The following is a 23921-nucleotide window of genomic DNA, read 5'->3' as shown; positions in this document are numbered from 1 at the left end:
CACCGCCGCCCGAAAGAAGTCGGGCTGCCTTTACTCTTGATCGGGCATCCTGACGAAAGCAATCAACGGCGCTTGATTCAGCGCCAGGTTCACTTGGCGCGGCAGGCATAGGCTGCGGTAAAAATTGCACCCCGCTGAGCATCGCGCCGGGTGCGGCGCGAAGTAACCTTTATCTCGGTATGCGTCAGTCAGAGATGAGCCTGTATAGGTGCCAGCTTGCATGGCCCAGGACCGGCAATACCACCAACAGCCCAAGAAACCAGGGTATCATTGCAAGAAATGTCGTGACTGCGATAAATGCCCCCCACATCACCATGACGCGGAAATTCGACGCGACGTAGGAATAGCTGGTGATCATCGCGGTTACAAAATCCAGCTCGCGATCCAGCAACATCGGGATCGAAAGTACAGTGATCATATAAAGCACCAACGCAAAAACCGCACCTACCGCCGATCCGAACGCCAGCATGGTCAACCCATTGGTTGTCAGGAGAACCTCGTGCGAAGACGAGATGTTCGTCATCGTCGAAAGCCCCATGAAAAGTGCAAAAATCATGTGGCCCAGAAAGAACCAGAACAAAAACATCACCACGATAATCGCGCAGATCGATGGCAGCTGGCGGCGACCTTGTTGTAGGACGACGCCAAAAATAGCCCCGAATTTAAGGGGTTCGCCCTGCCCCAGCCTGTGCGAAACTTCATAAAGGCCAACGGCTGCAAAAGGCCCGATCAAGGGAAATCCAATCGCGGCCAGAACCAACCAGAAAGACGTTCCTGTCCACAAGGTGACCCATGCCATAAGCCAACCTGCGAGGACATAGAACCCGGCAAACAGCAGCCCAAAAACAGGTGCACGGCGAAAGTCCTTCCATCCCAGCGCAAGGGATTGGCGCAGCATCGCAACGCTGACAGGCTTGAGTGCCGGTACGCCAAATGGTCTATCCATTTTCGTTATCTCCTCCCCCTCGTCGAATGTCACATGGCCGGACGGTTTTGCGGCCACTCTGTTGCCTCGTGATAGGCTGATCCGATCGACAACAATCGCGCATCCGCCCCGCGCGGACCAAACAACTGAACACCCATTGGCAATCCTTGCGTCCCGAAACCGGCGGGAAGGGAAATACAAGGTAATCCCAGCAAACTGACGGGCGTGACGATCTGCATCCAGCGATGATAGGTGTCCATCATCGTACCATTGATTTCGGTCGGGTAAGGTATTTCGATTTCGAAAGGCCAGACTTGCGCAGCAGGCAAAATCAGCGCGTCATATGCCTCGAACACTTTCACGGACTGCCGAAACCATTCCGAACGGATCACACTGGCCTGATGGACATCCATCGCGCTCATGGCCAGACCGCGCGACAGTTCCCATTGTGCGCTGTCTTTCAGCATCGCGCGGCGGTCCGTATACGGCAACAACCCGGCGGCCACACTCCATGATCGCAGGGTGATCCAGCTGTTCCAGATCAGATCTGCATCGAAGGGCGGTGGCACCTCGTCGATTTGCGCACCAAGGTCGGCCATGACGCGCACTGCATTCTGGCAAGTTTCCAACACGCCCCTTTCGCAGGGAAAGGCACCGCCCCAGTCGCCCAGCCAGCCGACACGCATACCCGTCATGTCAATGGGCATCAGCGGACTGACAGGATCGACCTCGCGGCTGTGCGGCTGCCGTGGGTCTGGCCCGGACATAACGTCCAACAAGAGCGCAAGATCCCGCGGGCTACGGGCCATCGGACCTGCCGTGGACAGCTGATGCAAAAACCCGTCTCCCAAGGGCTCGGACGGGATTCGGCCCCAACTGGGCCTGAACCCATACACGTTGTTCCAAGCCGCCGGATTGCGCAGGCTGCCCATCATGTCGGACCCATCCGCCAGAGGCACCATGCCTGTGGCCAGTGCCACGGCCGCACCGCCCGACGAGCCCCCACTGGACAGCGCAGCGTCATACGGGTTTCGCGTCGCCCCGTAGACCGGGTTGAACGTGTGCGATCCCAACCCGAACTCGGGTGTGTTGGTTTTGCCAATCAGGATCGCACCTGCAGCCCGAAGTCGCGCTGCAAGCAGATCGTCAGACGTGGGTACGCGGTCCCGAAAGATCGGCGAGCCCTCAGTCGAAACGATGCCGGCCGCGTTGACAAGGTCTTTCACGGCCATCGGCATCCCGTGCAAGGGCCCTTTCGGGCTGCCCGCATCCATACTGCGCGCCTCGGCCATCAGCTCATCCGGGTTGCGCAGCGCAACGATGGCATTCACGGTGCCGTTGACCGCGTCAATACGTTCAAGCGTGGCTTGCATTAAGTCTTCTGCTGTCAAACGACGCGAAGACAATTCTTCCTGCAACGTGACAGCAGATGCGCGGGCGAGATTCATAGATTTCAGTGCCTGTACCGGTGCCGTTTCAGCCCAGCCTAGCGGGGCTCAACACGCATTTAAACCCGCAGTTTGCATACATCTTTTCAGGCGGCGACCAGAAGTCAGCGTGTTTTCCGCTCAAAACGCAAGTTGCTGGCCTGCCCGAGACAGCGGCGGAGGCACCAGACAATCAGGACGAGGCTGAGCATCAACCACAGACCACCCCACATCATCGTTGTGCCGCCGAACTCTTCGGCCAGCATAAACGCGTCAGATCGAATTCCCGCGCGCTGGATTGTGTCGTCGAAGATGTCATAGGGCACGTAAATCATGCTGGTCAGACCAATGATCCGCAGAACCAGATCGCAAACAGGGCGGCTCAGAAACCAGGCCATGCCAATCATTGCGGCTCCAACGCCTGCGCAGAACGCGATCGCAAAAGCCTCGCGGACGTAAAGCGCGGCGACCAGAAGCATGACACAACCGAAACCACCCAACACAGCCCTGTCCCAGTGCGTCCGCAACGCAATAACCAACAGACCCATCCCAAGTGCGAGCGACCCGAGGTAGCCCGCAGACAGGCTGATAAACCGGTTTCCGCCCCGCCCGATCACAAGGCCACCTTGTTGCGGCGACACCGAGAAGCTTTCGACCGAACCGCCCGTCAGCACAATCGCGATGGCGTGTGACAATTCATGCAGGAAGACGATCAGGATCTTCAAGGGCAGAACAACAGGCGTGCTCCAGAACACAAAGACCAGTGCGACGATCGCAATCAGTTGCCAATGGCCTTTGATCTGGTTGATCGCGGACATCACACGGCGCTGTTATCAGCCCTCACCCTGCGCTTCTGACCGGCTTTTGCCCGCCACGTTCATCGCAAGGGTGGCGGCCATGAACCCGTCCAGATCGCCATCCAGAACGCCCTTGGTGTCGGATGTTTCATGGTTGGTTCGCAGGTCCTTGACCATCTGATAAGGCTGCAGGACATAAGACCGGATCTGGTTGCCCCAGCCTGCATCGCCTTTGGCTTCGTGCGCGGCGTTTATGTCGGCATTGCGACGGTCCAGTTCCTGCTGATAAAGGCGTGACTTCAACGCTTTCATCGCAATGTCGCGGTTCTGGTGCTGAGACTTTTCCGAGCTTGTCACAACGATCCCGGTCGGAATGTGGGTAATCCGGACCGCCGAGTCCGTCGTGTTCACGTGCTGCCCGCCGGCACCAGACGAACGATAGGTATCAATACGAATGTCCGACGGGTTCACCTCGATCTCGATATTGTCGTCCACCACGGGGTAGACCCAAACCGAGCTGAACGAGGTGTGCCGTTTGGCGGCCGAGTCAAAGGGCGAAATCCGCACCAGACGATGCACACCGCTTTCCGATTTCAGCCAGCCATAGGCATTGTGACCCGATATCTTGTAGGCGGCGGATTTGATACCTGCCTCTTCACCAGCTGTCTCGGATTGCAGCTCGACCGTGTAGCCTTTTTTCTCGGCCCAGCGCACGTACATCCGCGCCAGCATCGACGCCCAGTCGCAGCTTTCTGTGCCACCCGCGCCTGAATTGATTTCAAGGAAGGTGTCATTGCCGTCGGCTTCGCCGTCCAAAAGTGCCTCAAGTTCCTTCTTTGCGGCCTTTTCCTGCAACTGACTGATCGCGGCTTCGGCGTCGGCGACGACCTCCTCGTCCTCCTCCATCTCACCCAATTCGATGAGTTCGACATTGTCGTTCAAATCGGTCTTGATCGACTCGTAGGTTTCGATGGCATCCACCAGCATCTGACGTTCGCGCATCAGCTTCTGTGCGTTTTCAGGGCTGTCCCACAGGTTCGGATCTTCCACCCGCGCGTTGAACTCTTCCAGCCGATGCGGCGCGGTTTCATAGTCCATGCGCTGCGCCAGCAGCTCCAGCGACTTTTCGATCTCCGCCACGGTATTCTGGGTTTCGGCGCGCATGGTCAGGTCCCAACTTGCTCAATCAGGGTTGCGTGATAGCAAGAGCTTGGAACCACCACAAGACGGGCAGGATGCGAATGGCGGATGTGTTGAGCGAGTTTCTGACAACATGGCAACTGGTGGCGGTCGAACAGGTTGCCGAATCCCCACATGCGCAGGTTTGGAAGGTGCAAACAGCAGGCGGTGGGGTTGCTGCATTGAAGCTCTACAACCGTGACGACTTGGGGAACGAAGGGCCGGGTATCCAACTGTTGCAGGATTGGCGCGACCGGGGCGCTGCCGAAATTCTTGCGGCTGAGGAAACCGCCATATTGATGGAATGGCTGAGCGGTCCGTCGCTCGGTGATATTGCGCGCGGCGGCGAGCACGAACGCGCAACGAAACTGCTCGCTGAAACAGCCGCCCGATTGCATTTAGAACCCAACCCTGAAACAGCAGGTTTAACCCCACTGGACGAAGTGTATGAGGCATTCTTCGACTGTATATTCGCACCGGAATGCCCGTCCGGTTTGAAAAAAGACATCACCCGCGGGCAGGAAATGGCACGGGAATTATTAGCCTCGCAACCGTCCACGGTTCCGCTGCATGGGGACCTGCACTTTGACAATGTCATCGCGGATGGTGGCAAACTGAAAGTCATCGACGCCAAAGGATACTTGGGCGATCCCGCTTTTGAACTCGCCAACGCCCTGCGCAATCCCAAAGAACTAACAGACTTGCTGCGGCAGCCGGACCATATCAGGAATTGCCTGACGGTTTACGCGCAGGCAATGAAGGTCGACCGTTCGCGACAGGCGAGATGGGCCGCCGCAAAATGCGCGCTGTCGATCTTTTGGCGTTCCGGAGGCGCGATTGACGTCGATGCCGAGGCAGATCTTCTCAACCTGCTCCTGCACGCTGCGGATCAATAAAGCCCGCCGCCCTGCAACTCGCCCTGGCTGGCATTGGGGCCGACGATAATCTGATCACCGGTCGACGTGGTGACCTGTCTGGCCGAACCACGCGCCTCTTCAAACAGCGGCAGGTCAGACCCCATCGCAAAGCCACCGTCGAACACGCGGTCGATAAAGCCGTCGACCCCGTCGCGGAAGTATTCAGCGACAACATATTCACCGCTTGCACCATCGGGCAGACGAGCGCCGCTGAATCGGTCAATCTTGATGAAGTGACCGCCGGGTGGGACATCAAACGGGCCGCCACCGTATTTGTCGACCGCTTTTTCCATAAAGCTCTGGAACACCGGGCCGCACATCGTGCCGCCGTAAGCGCCCCGCCCCATCGGGCGCGGACGGTCATACCCGATATAGCAACCTGCTACGATGTTCGAGGTGAAGCCAATGAACCAAGCATCCTTGGATTCGTTCGTCGTGCCTGTCTTGCCGGCTGTCGGCACCGGTAGATTCACGTAACGCGAGGCGGTGCCACGATCCACCACACCCTTCATCATTGATGTCAGCTGATACGCGGTGATTGCGTCCATGACCTGGCTGCGGTCTGTAATGATGGTCGGCGACTCATCCGGCTCCAACCAGCTGGAATTACAGTCCAGGCATTCCCGGTCATCATGGCGATAGATCGTCTTGCCGAACCGGTCCTGAATACGGTCAACCAGTGTCGGTTCTACCCGCTCACCACCATTGGCAAACATCGCGTAGGCCGCAACCATCTTGTAAAGTGTGGTTTCTTCGGACCCAAGCGAGTTCGCAAGGAACGCGCCCATCCGGTCATAGACGCCAAAGCGTTCGGCATAACCCGCAACCACCGGCATGGTGATTTCCTGTGCCAGACGGATGGTCATCAGGTTCCGCGACTGCTCGATCCCCGTGCGCAGCGGTGTCGGGCCATAGAACTTGTTGGACGAGTTCTTGGGTCGCCACAGGCCCTGCGGCGTGTTGACCTCAATCGGCGCATCCACAACGATTGTTGCCGGGCTGTACCCGCTGTCGAGCGCGGCGGCATAGACAAAGGGTTTGAAGCTGGAACCGGGCTGGCGCTGCGCCTGCGTGGCACGGTTGAACACGGTGTCCTGATACGAGAACCCGCCCTGCATCGCCAAAACGCGACCGGAGTTCACATCCATCGCAACAAAGCCGCCTTGGACTTCGGGCACCTGGCGAGCAGACCACTGGCCTTCTTCACCCGCCACGACAAGTATGACATCGCCGCGTTTGAAGTTGTCTTGGAAATTACCCTGCATCCACTTGATGTCTTCGCGCGGAATGGTTCCATCCGCCGGACCATCCTCGATCCCGACGGTCAGCGACTGATCGGCCACGTTCAGCACCACGGCGGGATACCACTGGGTCGGCAGCACCACATCGCGCGGGATTTCGATGATCGACAGAGCCTCGCGCCACTGGGTTTCATCAGCCAGCTTTTCCTCGGGGATCACCTCGCCCGTGCCGCGCCATCTACCACGCGAGCGGTCATATTTCTGCAAGGCCTCGCGCAGCGCGCGCGCCGCTTCGACCTGCATTTCTTCGTCCACCGAGGCGCGTACGGTAAAACCGCCGGTAAAGAATTCGCCCTCGCCGAAATCTTCGCTCAGCTGGCGGCGGATTTCGTCGGTGAAGTAATCACGGGGAGGAAGCGCGGTGCGGAAGCTCTCGAAATCGCCGTTCTGAACCGAGCGCAGTGGCATATCGACCTCAGCTTCGAAAGTCGCCTGATCAATATAGCCATTCTGCCGCATTTCCCGCAGAACATAGTTCCGGCGGTTCAGCAGACGCTCTTTCTGGCGGACCGGGTGATAATCTGACGGCGCCTTGGGCATCGCGGCCAACATCGCGGCTTCGTGCGGTTCCAACTCTTGCAGGGTCTTGTTGAAATAAGTCTGCGCGGCGGCGGTCACGCCATAGGAGTTCTGGCCCAGAAAAATCTCGTTCATATAAAGTTCGAGGATCTGTTCCTTGTCCAGCGTATCCTCAAGCCGTGTGGCGAGGATGATTTCCTTGATCTTGCGCTCGGCCCGGCGGTCGCCCGATAGCAGAAAGTTCTTCATAACCTGCTGCGTGATCGTTGACGCGCCGCGCACGGTTTCACCCTTGGTGCGCACGGCCTCGACGCCAGCGGCAATGATCCCGCGCGGGTCATAGCCCTGATGGGTGTAGAAATTCTTGTCTTCTGCCGAAATAAACGCCTGTTTCACCAGATCGGGGATTTCCTCGGATGGCGTGAACAGGCGGCGTTCCTGTGCGAATTCGTCGATCAGTTGCCCCTCGCCCGAGTAAATCCGGCTGATCGTCGGCGGTTTGTACTGCGCCAGCGATTCATGGCTCGGCAGGTCGCGGCCATACATCCAGAAGATCGCACCGATCACCAGTGCGGCCATAAATATACCCAGTGTCACGAGGCTGAAGATCGCCCCGAAAATCGAAAGAATGAAACGGATCACGTTACTGCCTTTTGCTCGCGGTGCCGCCTATATAGTGTTCGCCTTGCGCAGGGTCAAAACACGATGGCCAATAATAGCCGGTTTGCGCCGCAGGGTCACTGGCCAATCAGGGATCTCATGACCAGATCGTCCTGACGCCACTGCTCAAGCCCGTTGAAAATTCCGACTGCCATCTTGGCCCGCCATTCCGGGTCCTGGATATTTTCAAAATCTCTCGGGCTGGACAGGAACCCAAGCTCGATCAGAACTGACGGGATGTCGGCGGCTTTGAGCACGGAAAACGACGCTGTCCGGATGGGCTTATTGTTCATTGGCCCGCCCTGCTGCGCCATGCCATCCGCCAAGGCGCGCGCCAAAGCCGTTGTCCGAGGACGCGTTTCGCGGCGCGCCATGTCCAGCAATACATCCGCGATCTGATCATCCGATCCGCTCAGGTCTATGCCCGAGATCAGATCCCCGCGATCATGCCGTTCGGCCAACCGCAGGCTGGCGACATCTGACGCGTCCTTGGACAGCGTATAAACCGCTGCGCCGTGGGCCCGCCCGTCAGACAGGATATCAGCGTGCAGCGACACAAAAATATCGGCACCCGCCCTGTTTGCCAGCGCGATGCGACGTTCCAGCGAAACGAAGTGATCGTCGACGCGGGTCATCACAACCTCGTAGTGCCCCGACCGCAAAAGCACTTCGCGCAGTTCCCGCGCGAACGTCAGCATCAAGGTTTTTTCGTCGGTCCCACCAACCTCGGCCCCCGGATCAATGCCGCCATGACCGGGGTCGAGCATCACGCGCAATGTACGCGCTATGCTGTGTCCGGGCTTCGCTGGTGCGACGGCGGGTTCCGGCAAGTCCCAACCCGGTTGACGCGGCGCACCCGCACCAGCGGCAAACGCGGTGAAATCCGTGCCTTTGAGGTTCAGGGCAAGCCGTGCGCTCCCGTCTGCGGGATCAACGCGCAGATCAGCCGTGTCAACGGCGAGTGGCGCGCCCAGTTCCAAAACCATCCGCGACCATCCGGGCACGTAGGCGCCGTATTGGACGTCGCTGATGCGGCGGCTTTGCAGAAACGTTTCGTGGTCCAGCCCCGTCCAGTCAACTTCTTGAAAATCCAGCACCATTCGGTAGGGGTCCTGCAGCGTGAAAATCCGATACGGCACACCCTGAGTAAGCGCAAGTTCGACGCGAACGCCCGCACGCCCTTGATCGGTAATCTTCGATTGATCCGGCAACACGCGTGCCAGCGCACTGAAGTCGTGCGCAAGGGCAGCACTGCTCAGCACCCATATCAGCGCGATTGCGTAGAAAATCCTGCTCATGGCCTCAAGTTTTTTTTCGAGATCGTTTGATCTGACCCTAACGCACCTGCCCGATTTTGTGAACGCCTTAAGCCACGGTGGTAACCGCACCCCGGTTGATCATGAATTCGCGCAGACGGCTCAGCCCCTCTTGAATGTCCGCAGTTGACCGTGCGTAGGAAAAGCGCAGCGTTTTGTGTCCGCGTTCGGGGTCAAAATCCAGCCCGGGCGTCACTGCGACACCGGCCTTTTCCAGGATCTCAGCCGCAAACGCGCGACTGTCATCCGTTAGCTCGGACACGTCGGCGTAAACATAGAACGCACCGTCCGGGGGCGCGATGTTGGTAAATCCTGCTTGCGGCAAACCCGTTAGCATCAAGTCACGGTTCGCCCGGTAGACATCCAGATTCGCCTGCAATTCACCTTCGCATTCCATCGCCGCCAAGGCTGCAACCTGACTGGCGTGAGGCGCGCAGATGAACATGTTCTGCGCAATCCGTTCGACCACGCGAACCTGATCTTCGGGCACAACCATCCACCCGACCCGCCAACCGGTCATCGAAAAGTATTTGGAGAACGAATTGATCACATAACAATCATCCATCAATTCAAGTGCGGTGACCGCTTTGGCTTCGTATTCCAGCCCGTGGTAAATCTCGTCGCTGATGAACGACGCCTCTTGGGCTTGCGCCGCCTCGATCAATGCACGCATGGCCTCGTGATCCAGCATGGTTCCGGTTGGGTTGGCCGGAGAGGCCACCATCAAGCCCTGCAAACCCATTCCTGCAATGTCCTGCGCAACAGGCTGCAGCCGGTTTTCCGGCGCGGTCGGCAGGTCCACCGGAACCAAACCCAACGCTTTTAGAATTTGACGGTATGATGGATACCCCGGTGCGCCGATCCCGACACGATCGCCACTGTCGAAAAGGGCCGTGAACGCCAACAAAAAGCCGCCCGAAGACCCGGGCGTGACAACAACCCTTTCGGGATTCAGATCAACATTGTACCAGTCTCCGTACAGCCGCGCGATCCGCTGGCGCAGCGCCGGCAGCCCAAGGGCGACCGTATAGCCCAAGGGCCCCTGCTCCATTGCCCGGGCCAGCGCCGCTGTCGCGCCTTTTGGTGCACCGGTTCCCGGCTGCCCGACCTCCATGTGGATTATGTGGCGGCCTGCCTCTTCGGCGCGTCTGGCCGCCTCCATCACGTCCATCACGATGAAGGGATCGACCCCGGACCGGGTTGAGTTTCTCATGCCCATCTCCCATGTTGCAGCCATGGCTTTTGAACGCGTATCCAGGCTGGCGTCAATCCCGGCCCTGCTGCTGGTGGCAGTGACATGGATCACAAGCGCGTCTCAGGCCAGTTCACAAGGCCTTATTCGCGATCCTGATATCGAGCACGGTCTGCGCGAATTGGCCTTTCCGCTGCTGCGCGCGGCGGGGCTGAATACCAACAGAGTGCGGATTTTTGTGGTTAATGACAGCACGTTCAACGCCTTTGTCATCGATTACAATGCCATTTACCTGCATTACGGGCTGATCCTGTCTGTGGAAAGCCCCGAGATGCTGCAGGCCGTGATTGCCCACGAGGCCGCGCATATTGCCAACGGTCATTTGGCACGACGTGCCGAAAACCTGCGAGCGGCCCAGCGCAACGCACAGTTTGGCACTGCGCTGGCCCTGATTGTCGGGTTGGCGGGTGGCGGAGAGGCTGCCGCCGGAATTGCCGTGGGGACAAACTCGTCAGCTCTGCGCAGTTTCTTGGGCCACACCCGCGCGGAAGAGGCCGCGGCAGATCGCAGCGCCGCCAGCTATCTGCGGTGGGCCGACATCTCGCCCAGCGGAATGGTCAAGCTGCACCGCAAGTTCGCAGGACAAGAATTGTTAAGCGAAGTGAACCAAGACCCATACATGCGCTCGCACCCCACAAGCCGCGAACGCCTTCGCGCGGCCGAGGCATTTTTGGATGAATTCGGGGATCAGGCACAGCCAAACCCCAATGCCGATTACTGGTTTGCGCGCGTCAAAGGCAAGCTGTCTGCATTTCTGCGTGCTCCGGGCTGGACTTTGCGCCGGGCAGCCGAGGAAGACCACAATGACATCCGCCTGATGCGCACCGCATCGGCACACCACCAAAATCGTGATCTGGCTCAGGCGCGTGCCGCTATAGATGCCGCCTTGGAAATCCGCCCCGATGACCCGTTCTTTTACGAATTAAAGGGGCAAATTTTGTTGGAAAACAGAAGAGTATCGGAGGCTGTTAAAGCATACGGCAAAGCGGTCGAGATGGCGCCGCGAGACTCTCTGATACTGGCTGGATACGGGCGCGCTCTTTTGGCGAATGGTCAGACAAAAAAGGCTCTGGAAGTTCTTGAGAAAGCCCGCGCAAGGGATTACCGAAACTTAAGACTTATGCGGGATCTGGGCGTCGCTTACGCCCAGATCGGAAATAACGGCATGGCCTCGGCCGTGACAGCAGAACGATATGCCTTGCAAGGCCGGTTGGCCGATGCAGGTATCCACGCAAGACGCGCCGTCGGGCAATTGCCCGTTGGGTCTCCGGGTTGGCAAAGGGCGCAGGATGTGCTGATTGCTGCGGAGCGCGCAGAGAAAAAGAAAAGGAGACGGAAATGATCCTCAGACATGCTGCACCCGCCCTGCTGGGGCTTTCCTTAATCACCGGCCCCGCCCAGGCGCTGGACCTCAACGCGCTCAGCGACGCCGAGAAGGCCGAATTCGGCGCACAGGTCCGTGAATACCTGCTGGAAAACCCCGAGGTGATCATCGAGGCGATCAATATTCTTGAAGAACGCAATGCAGCGGCCGAGGCCGAGGCTGACAAGCAACTGGTTGCGGACAATCTGGAAGAATTGATCAACGACGGATACAGCTGGGTCGGTGGCAACCCGGATGGCGACATCACGCTGGTCGAGTTCATGGACTACCGCTGCGGTTATTGCCGTCGCGCCGTACCCGAAGTCGCAAGCCTGCTGGAATCCGACGGCAACATCCGGTTGGTCATAAAAGAACTGCCTATTTTGGGCGATGCGTCGGTGCAGTCATCGCGGTTCGCAGTGGCAACCAAACAGGTGGCCGGCGACGACGCCTATAAGCAAGTGCACGACGCGCTGCTTGAATTCAGCGGCGAACCAAACGAAGTCACTTTGCGCCGCATTTCGGACGGGCTGGGGCTGGACAGTGACGCCATTATTGCGGCGATGGACACGGATGCTGTCACCGAAGAGATCAACAAGACCCGCGCCTTGGCCCGCAAACTCAACATCTCCGGCACGCCGTCTTTCGTGCTGGGCACCGAAATGTTGCGCGGCTTCCTGCCCGCCGACCAGATGCAGCAGATCGCAAACGGCGTGCGCGCAGAACAGGGTTGATGAGAGACCTTTTTGACGACCGATAATGGGCGGCCTTGCCGCCCATTACTTTCTAGTCGTATGGATAAGGCGCGTCACATTTCATCGACACCACCCAAGTCGGGGTACCGGTTGTTCTGAAATCGACGGCAGAGACTGTTTCGCCTTTGACGCCGGCGGGGATTACATCACGGCCCTGCCGATGACTTTCCGCCAGAATGGCCTGCAAATCTTGGGGACGGGAGTATTTTCGGATCCCGGTATTCTTCGTAATCGGTCCCGACGGGCAATAGGTCGCGCGCGCGATCTGTTGGGCAAACGCAAAAGCTGCGCTTGAATCCTGACCATCGCGCAGCGACAGTGCGACCCGAGAGGTCAACTGCGGATCAACGGTCATGACCGGCGTCAATTTCCCCCGTGGCTTGCCCGTACCGCCCGGGCTGATCCGTACATCTGCGCGCGTGGTGGTGCCGTTTTCGCTCCAACCCGATACATCGACGGATAGGTAACCAAGCTGCGTCCCCTGGGTTGGCGGAACCGGGACATGAATAAAGCTCGGCCGATCATTGTAGTTGCCAGAAGGGCTGCTGCAAGCGGCCAAAGTCGCGGCCAGAACGCCCGCAAAAATTGCTTTGTATTGCAACGTTTACTGCTCCAGAATCGTGTTTCTTTGCAGCCACTAGTAATTGCAAATCGGGCCACAACATGGCGCTTTGCAAAGGCATGTGAATAGCTGGCAGAAAACCTATTCTGCTGCCTCGGCTGCGGCGTCCAGTTCCGCCGCCTTCTTCTCGACCTCTTCCACGATATGGTCGATCATCTGATCGTTGGACATTTTATGGCTGGCCTTGCCCGCCAGATAGACCATGCCCGACCCGGCCCCGCCGCCAGTAAAGCCGACATCGGTCATCAGCGCCTCACCCGGGCCGTTCACGACGCAACCGATGATCGACAGGGACATCGGCGTCTTGATATGCTCCAGCCGGTGTTCCAGCGCCTCGACCGTTTTGATCACGTCAAACCCCTGCCGGGCGCACGATGGGCAAGAGATGATGTTCACGCCGCGGTGGCGCAGACCCAGTGATTTGAGGATTTCAAAGCCGACCTTTACCTCTTCGACCGGATCCGCGGACAGGCTGACACGGATCGTGTCACCGATGCCCATCCACAGCAGGTTGCCAAGTCCGATGGCGGATTTGATGGTGCCCGAAACCAATCCTCCGGCTTCAGTAATGCCAAGGTGGATCGGAGCGTCCGTCGCCTCGGCAATGCCCTGATAAGCGGCGGCGGACAAAAAGACGTCGCTGGCCTTCACGCTGATCTTGAATTCGTGGAAATCATTGTCTTGCAGGATACGGATATGTTCCAGCCCACTTTCGACCATCGCCTCTGGGCACGGTTCGCCGTATTTCTCAAGCAGGTGTTTTTCCAGACTGCCAGCGTTCACGCCGATCCTGATCGAGCAATTGTGGTCGCGTGCCGCCTTTATGACCTCTTTCACGCGATCTTCGCTGCCGATGTTTCCGGGGTTGATCCGCAAACAGGCGGCGCCCGCTTCGGCGGCTTCAATGCCGCGCCGGTAGTGAAAGTGAATGTCCGCCACGATCGGCACCGGGCTTTCGCGCACGATCTCTTTCAAGGCTTTCGAAGACGCCTCATCCGGGACGGAGACCCGCACGATATCGGCACCGGCTTCGGCCGCGGCCTGCACTTGCGCAACGGTGGCAGCAACATCCGTGGTCAGAGTGTTGGTCATCGTCTGCACCGCAATCGGCGCATCCCCCCCCACGGGCACGTTGCCAACCATGATCTGGCGGGACTTGCGGCGATAAATGTCGCGCCAAGGGCGCACGTGATTGAGGGACATAAGGGCGAGGTCCGCGATAGCCAGCTTTGCGCCTTTAGATAGTCCGACGACTGGCGCTTCGCAATGGTCAGATCACTCGGTGGGTTCTTCCGCTGCCTGAGTCTGAAGCTCGGCCACCAATTGTTTCAAGGCGCTGTTCTGCTCGGCTTCGAGGTCTGCCACCTCAAAACGCTCAGCCACGGCGTCCTTGGACAGTACGACACCCTTGGCCACAGTCCCGGGCGCGCCAGCAGGCCCAAAGTGTTCGCCGTTCATCGAAAAGAAGACAGAGCCCGAGGCACCTGCGCGCAGTTGCGGCGGCTCTTCGGTCAGTGGGACTTCGAACACGCTGCCCTGTTCGACGGTGCCCAAAGTACCTTCAAAAATGACGCTGCCGTCAGCTGCGGTCACACGCATCCAGGCGGGGTTCACGGCCACGATCTTCAGTGTCGTGTCGACCTGTTCGACAACCTGAGGCAAGGTCGAACGCTCGACCGTATGCACATCAGCGACTTCGATCTGGGGCGGCTCGGGCGCACGGAACGTGCCAACTGAACGCGGATCAAGGGTCGAGATCGGAGCGTCCCGCGCAACCAGCACCGGGACATCCAACGCCTGCGGGCGGTACAGACGATCAAGGGCCTCGGCGCTCGGAGCATCAACGCTGGCAATCTCGGCTGTGTCAGACTGGGTGCGCGCGGCCTCCAACGGGTCGAGGTCAGTCAACACGACCGGCGCCTGCTCGACCGGGCTGACCTGAACCTGCTGAATGCGATTCAGAACAGACCAGCCGCCATAGCCAATGCCGCCGATCACAGCCAGCAACACCAGCGAGGACCCGATGGCCCGGGGTTCGATCTGACTGACAAAGGACTGTTTGCCCGGAATGTATGGCGTATTGGGTGAAATAAACGGATCACGCCCCATCGGTCCGCGCGACGGCAAATCGCCCGGCGACTTTCGCACCACAGATGCCTGGGCCGACATACCGTGTGCGACCTCGAAACCGCTTTCCTCACAGAAGGTCGCAAACGTTTCGTCCGGGTTCATACCCAGATAGCGTGCGTAAGAACGCACATACCCGGCGATGAAGCCGGGTGTGTCAAAGGCGTCGGGGTCCGCGTTTTCTATTGCAGCGATGTAGTTGGCCTTGATCCGCAATTCGCGCTGAACGTCGAGAAGCGACTTGCCCATCGTCGCGCGTTCACCGCGCATGACATCGCCGAGCCGCACTTCGTAGTCATCAAAGCCCTTTGGCCTGACGTCCGTGCCCTCTTCGGAATCGCGCTGTGATCTGCGCCCAATCATTCCTGCTGCCCCATTCTGCCCTATGCGTGTTACACGCCAACGGCGAATCATATCCCAAACGATTCGTCCGCCACTTTTGTTAGCGTAAGCTTAACACGCGTCAAACGTAATGCACACTTTGGCGTGAGGTTAACCGGCAAGTTCGGCGCGATTTAGCGCACAATGTGACCAAAGTTCGTCCATCGCGTGGATCAAACGGTTCATTTCGCCCGGTCCGTGAACCGGCGACGGCGTAAAGCGCAGGCGTTCCGTGCCTCGCGGAACCGTCGGGAAATTGATCGGTTGTACGTAGATTCCATAGTCCTCCAACAGCCTGTCGCTGAGGATTTTCGTGTGAACCGGATTGCCCACAATCACCGGAACGATGTGACTGCCATGATCGATCAACGGCAGACCCATCCCTTTCAACCTGAGCTTGAGCACCTTGGCCTGGGTTTGATGCTGCTCGCGCAGCTCGGAGGCGCCCTTGAGATACGCAACCGACGCCGCTGCTCCGGCGGCAACTGCGGGCGGCAAAGACGTTGTGAAGATGAAACCGGGCGCATAAGACCGAATGGCGTCGCACATCTTTGCGCTGGCTGCGATGTATCCGCCCATGACACCGAAAGCCTTGGCCAAGGTTCCGTTGATGATGTCGATACGATGTGCCAGACGATCCCGTTCGGTGACGCCGCCACCGCGCGGCCCGTACATGCCAACCGCGTGAACTTCGTCAATATAGGTCAACGCACCAAATTCGTCGGCCAAATCACAGATTTCTTCGATCGGACCAAAATCGCCGTCCATCGAATAGACAGATTCGAACGCGATCAGTTTCGGGGCTGCGGGATCATCGGCCTCAAGCAGTTCGCGCAGGTGGGCCACATCATTGTGCCGGAAAATTCGCTTGGCCCCACCATTGCGCCGCACGCCTTCGATCATCGAAGCATGGTTCAGTTCGTCGGAATAGATGATCAGACCGGGAAAAAGCTTCGGCAGCGTTGAAAGCGTCGCGTCATTGGCAATGTAGGCGCTGGTGAACAGCAACGCGGCCTCTTTGCCATGCAGATCCGCCAACTCGGCCTCGAGCCGCTTGTGATAGACCGTGGTGCCCGAGATGTTGCGCGTGCCCCCTGATCCGGCGCCCGCTGCATCCACGGCTTCGTGCATCGCATTCAGGACAACAGGGTTTTGCCCCATGCCCAGGTAGTCATTACCGCACCACACGGTGATGTTTTGCTGAGATCCGTCGGGACAGGTGCGGACCGCATGCGGGAAATGCCCGTTGCGACGTTCGATATCAATGAAGGTCCGATACCGTCCCTCTTCGTGAAGCCTGGCGATCGCAGTATCGAGCTGAGCAGTATAGTCCACCAAATTCTCCTTTAGCGCCTGGCTTTGCATTGCCGCCACCAGACCCATTCGTCCCCCGGCTAACATTCCCGAGGTTTGCGCCCCTGTATTACCATGACTATTGGCGAAATCAGAGTCGCAGCATTGATTTGCATCAATTATCTCTGATCTGCCCGCCGGACAAGTAAAGTTACGGCCATCAGACGCGAGGAAACGACGCAGGCACCTGTGCGCCGCATCTCGGGGTTTCCGTTAATGTACCAAAATTCACACCGATATGCACTGGACGGCACCGCGCGCGCTGATAGGCTCCGCCAAAATTCACGACTATCCAGGAGAAGCCTATGTCGCTTGACGCTGTTCTGAACAGGATCGACACCGACCTTTCAAATTCCATCGACCGGTTGATGGAGTTCTTGCGCATCCCGTCGATTTCGACCGACCCGGCTTACAAAAAACAAGTGGATCAGGCCGCAGATTGGTTGGTCTCGGACCTGCAAAGCATTGGCATCACTTGCGAAAAACGCACCACGCCCGGCCACCCTATGGTCGTTGGCCATGTCGGAGAGGGCAACGAAGGGCCGCACGTTCTGTTTTACGGGCACTACGACGTGCAACCCGTTGATCCGTTGGAACTGTGGACCCGCGATCCGTTCGACCCGGCGCTTGAAGAGACCGAAAATGGTCAGGTCATTCGCGGCCGTGGATCATCGGACGACAAAGGCCAGCTGATGACCTTTGTCGAAGCATGTCGCGCCTGGAAGGCCGTGAACGGCACCCTGCCCTGCCGCATCACCTTTTTCTTTGAAGGCGAAGAGGAGTCGGGCTCGCCATCGCTCGTTCCGTTTCTTGAGGCGAACAAGGAAGAGCTTAAGGCAGATCTGGCATTGGTCTGCGATACCTCTATGGTCTCGCGCGGCGTGCCGTCGATTGCGTCGCAGCTGCGCGGGATGCTCAAGGATGAGTTCACAATTATCGGTCCCCGCATCGACCTGCACTCGGGCCACTATGGCGGTCCCGGCCTAAACCCGCTCAGAGAGATGTCAAAAATTGTCGCGTCGTTCTACGACGATGAAACCGGACGTATTGCCGTGGAAGGTTTCTATGACGGCGTTCATGAAGTGCCAGCGGAACAGCTGCGCCAATGGGAAAATTGCGGATTTGACGAGGCTGAATATCTCAACTCGGTGGGTTATTCGCAGCCGCATGGAGAAAAAGAATATTCAACTCTGGAACAGCAATGGGCGCGCCCGACGCTGGAAGTGAACGGGCTGTGGGGGGGCTACAACGGCGCCGGTTCAAAAACCGTGATCCCTTCCGAGGCGCATTGTAAGATCACCTGCCGTCTGGTCGGTGACATGGACCCCGACGCTTTGCGCGACAAGATCCGCAAACATGTCGAAGCGCGCTTGTCTCCGGATGCCAAAGTCGTTTGGGACAACGACCTCGAAGGGTCACCCGCATCCGTCATGAACCTTGATCGCCCCGAATTTGAAGCTGCACGTGGGGCGCTGTCGGATGAGTGGAAACGAGAGGCCGTATTCACCGGAATGGGCGGATCCATACCGGTGGTTGGGTATTTTGCCTCGGTTCTTGGGTTGGACTCGATGCTCGTTGGCTATGCCAATGACGATGACGCCATCCATTCACCAAACGAAAAATATGACGTGAAAAGCTTCCACAAGGGTATCCGGTCCTGGGCGCGTATTCTGGAAGCGTTGACCAAATAGTGTATTTTGCGAGGCTCTGCCTCGCGCTCCGGGATATTTGAGGCCAGATGAAGACCGGATCCCCTGCTTCATCTGGCTGTAAATATCCCGGGGGAGACGCGGCTTGCCGCGGCGGGGGCAGCGCCCCCATTTTCTACATGTGTATCACGCGCCCATACGCATCCAGCACGCTTTCGTGCATCATTTCCGACAAGGTCGGGTGCGGGAAAACCGTGTTCATTAGGTCTTCTTCCGTGGTTTCCAGTTGGCGGCCGACCACATAGCCCTGAATCAGCTCCGTCACCTCTGCCCCGATCATATGTGCGCCCAGCAGTTCACCGGTTTTGGCGTCGAACACGGTTTTGATCAGGCCTTCAGGCTCGCCCAATGCAATCGCCTTTCCGTTGCCGATAAAGGGAAACTTGCCGACCTTGATGTCGTAGCCAAGCTCTTTCGCCCTGGCCTCGGTGTAGCCCACCGACGCGACCTGAGGCTGGCAATAGGTGCAGCCAGCAATGCTTTCCGGTTTGACGGGATGTGCATGTTTGCCGGCGATCAGTTCCGCAACCATGACGCCCTCATGGCTCGCCTTGTGCGCCAGCCAGGGTGCTCCGGCGATGTCGCCGATGGCATAGAGCCCTTCAACGCCTGTGCGGCAGAACTCATCTGTGACGACGTGTGTTCGGTCTACTTGCACGCCCAATGCCTCAAGCCCGAGGTTTTCGACATTTCCGACGATCCCTACGGCAGATATCACGGTGTCGAAATCATGCTTTTCGACTTTGCCCTTGACCTCGATATGCGCGGTAACCTTGCCTTTTGCGCGGTCCAGTTGCTTGACCATCGCTTTTTCCATGATGGTCATGCCTTGTTTGGTAAACGCCTTCTTGGCAAAAGCGCTGATTTCGGCATCTTCCACCGGCAACACGCGGTCCATCACCTCAACCACGGTCGTTTCCGCGCCCAGTGTGTTGTAAAAGCTTGCAAATTCGATCCCGATGGCGCCCGAACCGATCACCAGCAGTTTCTTCGGCATCCGAGGGGGCATCAGCGCATGTTTGTAGGTCCAGACCAGATCCCCGTCCGCCTCGAGACCGGGCAGTTCACGTGCGCGGGCACCCGTGGCCAAAATGATATTCTTGGCGGTCAGTTCGTCGCTGCCCTTTTCGGTTTTGACGCTGACCTTGCCCTTTGCTGGGATCGTAGCCTCCCCCATGATGACAGTGACTTTGTTCTTCTTCAGCAGATGACCCACGCCGCTGGTCAGCTGCTTGGCAACCCCGCGCGAGCGTTTGACGACCGCCTCAAGATCGTAATCGACCTTGTCCGCCTTCAGTCCAAAGTCCTTGGCCCGTTCCATCAGATGAAAGACTTCTGATGACCGCAGCAACGCCTTGGTCGGGATGCAGCCCCAGTTCAGGCAAATCCCGCCCAGATGCTCGCGTTCTACGACAGCGGTCTTCAGGCCAAGTTGCGCGGCGCGGATGGCGGCGACATAGCCTCCGGGGCCCGCGCCGATTACGATCAGATCAAAGGATTGTGCAGCCATGTGTACCTCTCGGCGCGGGTCTGATTAAAACTAGTTTACCATTAAACTATTTTTCTCAGCGCATCAATCATCGCTTCCGCGACAAATATGACGCAGGGTAAGAACGGCGCTATTGCGCTGGTTTCAGCCTATACCGACCCCGGTCCAGACGCTAGAAAAAGACAACCTCTGCACGTCAGGTTCCCAAAACAGATTGATATTCGAAGGTATTGTCATGGCCAAAACGCTAAAGGACTTATTACTCGCCCTCCTGAACGCCACTCTTATTCTACTGGCGTTGTGCCTGTTTCTGGGGTGGAAGCTGGCGCAATCCGTTCAGGACATCCGCGAAGGATTCGCCGAAAACCTGCAAGTCGTTGCGCCATTGCGCGAAGAGGCGCAGGGTATTCGTGGCGAGTTGGCCGGGTTGCGCAGCGACCTGACGTCCATCCGCGATCAGGGAATTGCCATCAGCCCGACCACGCAGGCCAAACTGGACACCGCTCTGGATCGCCTGAACGAAATTGAAACACGGCTGTCAGAGACGCAAACCCGGTTGGCCGGTCTGGTTGAGAATCCAGAAGAATTGATCGACTACGCAGTTACAACGGCTGCCGAGGCAGCCGCCGAAAAGGTGCAGGCAGTCCGAGGATGCACGCCCTCGGCTTAATTGGCGGTTTGTAATGCCCGCACGGTGGATCCGTAGCCACCTTCGCTGACATAAGCAGCCTCATGCGCGGTCGTTGGCCGTTCCAGCGCTTCATTCCGGTAGGGAAAGCGGCCAAACTGGCGGATCACTTCGCGATGCGCGCGGGCATGCAGCAGGTTGCTGCCACCGTTCTCCGGCATCCGTTCGCACATCAGTCGGACACAGCGTTCCTGATCGCACAGGTTTTCAGAATGCATCAGCGGAAGGTAGAAAAACTGCCGCGCCGGTTCATCTATCTTCATGTCCCAGCTTTTGTCGATCGCACATTTGGCTGCCGTCAACGCCGCCCGATCGGTTGAAAAAGCGCGTTTTTCGCCTCGGAACATGTTGCGCGGAAATTGATCCATCAGGATGATGTAGGCCAGTGCACCGCTGGGGTATGTCAGCCACATCGAGAACCTTCCCTCACATGCCGCTGACCACGTGTCCATGAACCGGTCACGGATGGTCGCATCAAGCGTTTCATCCTGAACGTACCAGCCGTCGGGGCCAATTTCATCCAACCAAAAACTCAGTACTTCTTCGGGACTAACCATGCCCTGAACTCCGTTTGTGCCCTCCCCAGGGACGTAGCGTCATTTAAGGCCGTTTTACAGAACTGTTACAGTAACATATTGCAACACGGACGTCACATTTCATGAGGTTAGGCGGGTTCTTGCCCGTCCGATTCGTCCTGGGCCGCTTCGATGACCACTTCTTGCGCCACTTCAAGTGCAACCGGCGACGCTGTGGGGTAAATCGGTGCAATCGCTCCGGTTTCATCGACGGGGACATAGGCGCGCTGTGTCATGCGATATGCGGCGTATGCAGCAGTCACGAACATCAGGGCCGCGATGAACAGGAAAAAGCCCTGTGGCCCAAAAACCGCATCCCCCATCAGCCAGCCCGTGATCAACGGCCCCGCTATCGCGCCGAGACCATTGGTGAAGACCAACCCGCCCGAGGCCGCGGCCATATCGTCGTATTCCAGGTAGTCATTGGTGTATGCGATCAGCAGGGAATACAGCGGGTTTGACATACCACCAATGCAGAATGCCGAAACAAGCAGAACGGGGAACGTCACCCCGAACAGCATTCCAATCACGGCGGCCACACCTCCGATTGCGGCCACCGACATGATCAGCAGACGGCGATCCATTCTGTCGGAAAGCCACCCCAGCGGATATTGCAGAACCAGCGCGCCGACATAGAAGGCGGCGACAAAGGTCGAGATTTCGGCCAGTGACAGGCCCGCATGCGCGCCGTAGACCGCGGCCATCGCGAACTGGGCGGAAAAGACGCCGCCAAGCAGGAACATTCCCACGCATCCCAGTGGCGAGGTTTCGAACAATTGCCGCAGCGACATGGGTTTGGTCGTGTCAAAAGCCGGTGTCGGGGAAATCGACAGCAAGATCGGTGCAAACGAGATGGAAACAAGGATCGAGGCGATGACGAATGTCTCATACCCGGCCGGATCACCGACCAGCATCAGCGCCTGTGCGCTGACCACCCCAGTCATCTGAACGATCATGTAAAGCGACAGCGCCTGACCGCGGTTTTCGTTGTTCGCCGCGTTGTTCAACCAGCTTTCCGCCGTCACGTAAACGCCGGAAAAACAAAATCCGATCAGCACGCGCCCCAACGCCCACGCAATCGGGTTTGTCAATAACGGGTACATGATCATGACGGCAGAGATGAAGGATGCCAGGGCCGCGAACACACGCACATGCCCGACACGTCGTATCATCTCGGGCGCCAGTCTCGAACCGCCGAGGAAGCCTAGGAAATAAGCCGACATGACAAAAGACATCTGCAGGGTCGAGAACGACTCGATTTCGCCACGAACGCCGAGCAAGGTGCCCTGCAACCCGTTGCCCACCATCAACAGGCCCATCCCAAGCAAAAGCGCCCATGCGCTTGAAATCACCTGAAGCATCCAAGGCCCCTTTCGATGTTACCGGCGTTTTTTGCCAGCTTGGTGCGATCAATTTTCGCCCCGGTCGCGCCTGTATACGACATTGTTGTGTTTTGATCCGAAAATCCGTGAGATCACGGGATCAACAGCGATGAGTCTCCGTACGAAAAGAACCGGTATTTTCGTGCAATTGCATGGTCGTATACCGACTTTATCCTGTCCTGCCCGATCAGTGCAGACACCAGCATCAGCAAGGTGGATTTGGGCAGGTGGAAATTTGTCATCAGCGCGTCCGTCACATTAAAATCGAAGCCCGGATAGATGAAAATATCCGTCTCGCCTTCCCACGCTTCGATAACCCCATCCCGCGCGGCGCTTTCGATCAGTCGCAGTGCGGTTGTGCCGACAGGGATGACACGCCCACCGGCAGCCTTTGTGGCCCGGATTTCTGCGGCGGCCTGTTCGCTGACCTGACCCCACTCGGCATGCATTTTGTGCGTGGTCACGTCTTCAACCTTGATCGGCAGGAACGTCCCGGCTCCGACATGCAGGGTCACGTGGGAAAACTCGACACCGCGCACAGACAACGCCTGCAACAACGGTTCGTCAAAGTGCAAGGAGGCCGTCGGAGCCGCGACAGCACCGGAATTCCGCGCCCAGACGGTTTGATAGTCGGTCTTGTCCTGCGCATCGGCCGGGCGTTTTGCTGCAATGTAAGGTGGCAGGGGCATCGACCCCGCCCGGTCAAGTGCCTGATCAAAGTCGTCACCTGAAAGATTGAACCTCAGAAACGCCTGCCCATCCTCGATACGCTCCAAACGTGCGGACAAAGTATCCGAAAACACGATCTCTTCGCCCGGTTTGACCTTCTTCAGGGGTTTGATCAACGCGGACCAAGCGCCATCTGCCTGCGGATCCAGCAACGTGGCTTCGATGGCCGCAGAGACCGGGCCTTGCGCACTGTTGCGGTGGCGTCGCCCGTTCAATCGCGCCGGAATGACCTTTGTATCGTTCAACACAAGACGATCGCCGGGGCGCAGTATGTCCGGCAGATCCAAGACCTGCCTGTCCTGCAATACACCCCTGTTCGCAACCAGCAATCGCGCGGACGAGCGCGGCTGCGCGGGCCGCGTCGCGATCAGGTCTTCGGGCAGATCAAAATCAAAATCGCTGAGTTTCATGGCCGCGCCATACATGGGCGAAACAGATTCGGCCACACGTCGCGC

20 protein-coding genes are annotated in these 23921 nt (G+C 58.2%); 5 read left to right on the top strand and 15 right to left on the bottom strand.

The genetic code is table 11. From position 1 onward, the window contains the following. Positions 1 to 184: 184 nt before the first annotated feature. The 4 genes from RA28_RS14005 to prfB all read right to left on the bottom strand — a co-directional run bounded on the left by RA28_RS14005 (position 185) and on the right by prfB (position 4313). Positions 185 to 946 (bottom strand): DUF2189 domain-containing protein, encoded by a 762-nt coding sequence (locus RA28_RS14005; RefSeq protein WP_039531590.1) that lies wholly within the window; start codon positions 944 to 946, stop codon positions 185 to 187. A gap of 29 nt (positions 947 to 975) precedes the next feature. Next, entirely contained in the window at positions 976 to 2373 is a 1398-nt protein-coding gene (locus RA28_RS14000) for an amidase (protein ID WP_039530019.1), read from the bottom strand. A gap of 104 nt (positions 2374 to 2477) precedes the next feature. After that, positions 2478 to 3170 carry a M50 family metallopeptidase gene (locus RA28_RS13995; protein ID WP_039530015.1) on the bottom strand — a complete coding sequence of 231 codons (693 nt, stop codon included), beginning with the start codon at positions 3168 to 3170 and terminating at the stop codon, positions 2478 to 2480. 15 nt (positions 3171 to 3185) lie between these two features. Continuing rightward, a complete protein-coding gene (gene prfB, locus RA28_RS13990) occupies positions 3186 to 4313 on the bottom strand; it encodes a peptide chain release factor 2 (RefSeq protein ID WP_039530012.1) in 1128 nt (375 codons plus the stop codon). Between the two features lie 77 nt (positions 4314 to 4390). Between prfB and RA28_RS22260 the strand changes: the two genes are divergently transcribed. Beyond that, the gene (locus tag RA28_RS22260; protein WP_052261465.1) at positions 4391 to 5224 is read left to right on the top strand and encodes an aminoglycoside phosphotransferase family protein; all 834 of its coding nucleotides are present in this window, start codon (positions 4391 to 4393) and stop codon (positions 5222 to 5224) included. On the opposite strand, the gene RA28_RS13980 is transcribed toward RA28_RS22260, so the two are convergent. From RA28_RS13980 to RA28_RS13970, 3 genes are all read right to left on the bottom strand, one after another. Next, complete coding sequence (locus RA28_RS13980) at positions 5218 to 7707, bottom strand: penicillin-binding protein 1A (protein ID WP_039530010.1); 2490 nt, start codon at positions 7705 to 7707, stop codon at positions 5218 to 5220. The genes RA28_RS22260 and RA28_RS13980 overlap by 7 nt on opposite strands. Before the next feature lie 95 nt (positions 7708 to 7802). Further along, positions 7803 to 9023, bottom strand: coding sequence for an N-acetylmuramoyl-L-alanine amidase (locus RA28_RS13975; RefSeq protein WP_039530008.1), 1221 nt, complete (start codon positions 9021 to 9023; stop codon positions 7803 to 7805). A 67-nt stretch (positions 9024 to 9090) separates the two neighbouring features. Continuing rightward, a complete protein-coding gene (locus tag RA28_RS13970; protein WP_039530005.1) occupies positions 9091 to 10254 on the bottom strand; it encodes a pyridoxal phosphate-dependent aminotransferase in 1164 nt (387 codons plus the stop codon). Here RA28_RS13970 and RA28_RS13965 point away from each other — a divergent pair. Further along, the gene (locus RA28_RS13965) at positions 10253 to 11635 is read left to right on the top strand and encodes a M48 family metalloprotease (RefSeq protein ID WP_039530002.1); all 1383 of its coding nucleotides are present in this window, start codon (positions 10253 to 10255) and stop codon (positions 11633 to 11635) included. The genes RA28_RS13970 and RA28_RS13965 overlap by 2 nt on opposite strands. Continuing rightward, positions 11632 to 12390 (top strand): DsbA family protein, encoded by a 759-nt coding sequence (locus RA28_RS13960; RefSeq protein ID WP_039530000.1) that lies wholly within the window; start codon positions 11632 to 11634, stop codon positions 12388 to 12390. Before RA28_RS13965 ends, RA28_RS13960 begins: the two co-directional genes overlap by 4 nt. Before the next feature lie 52 nt (positions 12391 to 12442). Here the strand turns inward: RA28_RS13960 and RA28_RS13955 are convergent, their stop codons facing one another. From RA28_RS13955 to hemA, 4 genes are all read right to left on the bottom strand, one after another. Next, positions 12443 to 13012 (bottom strand): hypothetical protein, encoded by a 570-nt coding sequence (locus RA28_RS13955; RefSeq protein WP_039529997.1) that lies wholly within the window; start codon positions 13010 to 13012, stop codon positions 12443 to 12445. A 102-nt stretch (positions 13013 to 13114) separates the two neighbouring features. Beyond that, entirely contained in the window at positions 13115 to 14236 is a 1122-nt protein-coding gene (ispG, locus tag RA28_RS13950) for a flavodoxin-dependent (E)-4-hydroxy-3-methylbut-2-enyl-diphosphate synthase (RefSeq protein WP_039529995.1), read from the bottom strand. Between the two features lie 72 nt (positions 14237 to 14308). Next, a complete protein-coding gene (locus RA28_RS13945) occupies positions 14309 to 15523 on the bottom strand; it encodes a helix-turn-helix domain-containing protein (protein WP_039531587.1) in 1215 nt (404 codons plus the stop codon). 129 nt (positions 15524 to 15652) lie between these two features. Further along, positions 15653 to 16876 (bottom strand): 5-aminolevulinate synthase, encoded by a 1224-nt coding sequence (hemA, locus tag RA28_RS13940; RefSeq protein WP_039531585.1) that lies wholly within the window; start codon positions 16874 to 16876, stop codon positions 15653 to 15655. Between the two features lie 323 nt (positions 16877 to 17199). Here hemA and RA28_RS13935 point away from each other — a divergent pair, with 323 nt between their 5' ends. Further along, the gene (locus RA28_RS13935) at positions 17200 to 18585 is read left to right on the top strand and encodes a dipeptidase (protein ID WP_039529991.1); all 1386 of its coding nucleotides are present in this window, start codon (positions 17200 to 17202) and stop codon (positions 18583 to 18585) included. Between the two features lie 133 nt (positions 18586 to 18718). Here the strand turns inward: RA28_RS13935 and lpdA are convergent, their stop codons facing one another. Continuing rightward, a complete protein-coding gene (gene lpdA / locus RA28_RS13930; protein WP_039529988.1) occupies positions 18719 to 20113 on the bottom strand; it encodes a dihydrolipoyl dehydrogenase in 1395 nt (464 codons plus the stop codon). Between the two features lie 214 nt (positions 20114 to 20327). Between lpdA and RA28_RS13925 the strand changes: the two genes are divergently transcribed. Beyond that, positions 20328 to 20762, top strand: a complete 435-nt coding sequence (locus RA28_RS13925) for a hypothetical protein (RefSeq protein WP_039529985.1) — start codon at positions 20328 to 20330, stop codon at positions 20760 to 20762. Here RA28_RS13925 and RA28_RS13920 read toward each other — a convergent pair. The 3 genes from RA28_RS13920 to queA all read right to left on the bottom strand — a co-directional run bounded on the left by RA28_RS13920 (position 20759) and on the right by queA (position 23876). Beyond that, the gene (locus tag RA28_RS13920; RefSeq protein ID WP_039529982.1) at positions 20759 to 21337 is read right to left on the bottom strand and encodes a DUF924 family protein; all 579 of its coding nucleotides are present in this window, start codon (positions 21335 to 21337) and stop codon (positions 20759 to 20761) included. The two genes, RA28_RS13925 and RA28_RS13920, sit on opposite strands and share 4 nt — an antisense overlap. Positions 21338 to 21444: 107 nt before the next feature. Continuing rightward, positions 21445 to 22716 (bottom strand): MFS transporter, encoded by a 1272-nt coding sequence (locus RA28_RS13915; RefSeq protein ID WP_039529978.1) that lies wholly within the window; start codon positions 22714 to 22716, stop codon positions 21445 to 21447. A gap of 113 nt (positions 22717 to 22829) precedes the next feature. After that, positions 22830 to 23876: a tRNA preQ1(34) S-adenosylmethionine ribosyltransferase-isomerase QueA gene (queA, locus tag RA28_RS13910; RefSeq protein WP_039531583.1), complete on the bottom strand. Its 1047-nt coding sequence runs from the start codon at positions 23874 to 23876 to the stop codon at positions 22830 to 22832. Between the last annotated feature and the right edge of the window lie 45 nt (positions 23877 to 23921).

Origin of the sequence: Ruegeria sp. ANG-S4, assembly GCF_000814005.1 — a bacterium.
Classification (GTDB): Bacteria; Pseudomonadota; Alphaproteobacteria; order Rhodobacterales; family Rhodobacteraceae; genus Ruegeria.
Note: the sequence above shows the minus strand (reverse complement) of the source record. Positions and strands in the feature narration are given on the sequence as shown.